The 1,004-nt window shown below is 64.3% G+C and carries 1 protein-coding gene and 1 pseudogene; both read right to left on the bottom strand.

The genetic code is table 11. The features are described 5' to 3' along the window. Window positions 1-500 precede the first annotated feature (500 nt). Window positions 501-620, bottom strand: a pseudogene (locus tag WKW80_RS37265) (alpha/beta hydrolase); the annotation flags it as partial. A gap of 20 nt (window positions 621-640) precedes the next feature. After that, window positions 641-1,004, bottom strand: a 364-nt coding sequence (locus WKW80_RS37260; RefSeq protein ID WP_340368571.1) for a putative sulfate exporter family transporter, incomplete at its 5' end; no start/stop codon positions are given.

Here is a 1,004-nt window from a genome sequence, read left to right as displayed (position 1 = left end):
TTCGTGATCGGCACGCCGGGCTTCACCAATACCTTCCTCACCACCGGACAGGGCTACCAGGCCAAGAACGCGACCGGCTACGACTTCGGTATCCGCCACGCTTTCTGACCTGACGCTGGCAGATGCCAGCTGAAGTCGAAGGACCCTAGAGGCCAGCCGGTACTGAATAGTCCGGGTGGCTTTCTCGTTGGGTCCGGTACTTTGCGACAGCCAGCGCCGCAGGAACCGCGAGGAAGCTGTCGAGGCCCGTCAATTGCGACCGGCGGCAATGACTGCAGCATCCCCTGATGCGATCAAGACTCCATCTGCGAGGAACGCCACGCATGAAAGAGATTCGCGTTGCCGTGCAATGGCTCCATGGCTCCCTGCTGTGGGGTGTGCTGCTGGCGACCTGTGCGCGCGCAGGATGCGCCGCCCGAGGCGCCGGCCAAGCCGACGGCGGGGTTGCGCCCTCGCTAGGCGGAAGACGGCTGGCTGGACCTCAGGTGGGGCACCGTGACGACCTTGCGGTCGCCTGCGAGATTGCGCGCGAGGTGCGTCTGCCAATGGTCTTCCACATGGTCACGAAGTCCCGGCACGATGAGGATGGTCGATGTCGATGGCTGTCGTGCTTTCTTCATTTCGTCTGATCCTTCTGCTTTCACATGCCCCAGTGCAACATCGCCGCGACGAGCGCTGCGAGGAACACGGTTTCGCCGACCATCAACACGATCGGCTTGATGCCGACGCTGGCGAGTTCCTTGAGCTGGGTCTTCATGCCCAGCGCGCTGATGGCAATGACCAGGCACCAGCCCGAGAGGTCGTTGGCGAAGGTCTGCACCGACTTGGGGATCCAGCCGGTGCTGTTGAGTGCGGCCAGCAGGACGAAGCCCACCGCGAACCAGGGCAGGATCGGCGGGCGCTTGCCGCCTTGCTCGCCAGCGCGGCCGCGACTCAACATGACCGCGCACACGATCACCGGCAGCAGCATGGCCACGCGCATCAGCTTGACCACCGTGGCGGCG

The sequence above is a fragment of the Variovorax humicola genome (assembly GCF_037889915.1).
Classification (GTDB): domain Bacteria; phylum Pseudomonadota; class Gammaproteobacteria; order Burkholderiales; family Burkholderiaceae_C; genus Variovorax; species Variovorax humicola.
The sequence above is the reverse complement of the archived record's forward strand: the minus strand, read 5'-3'. Positions and strand labels throughout refer to the sequence as shown.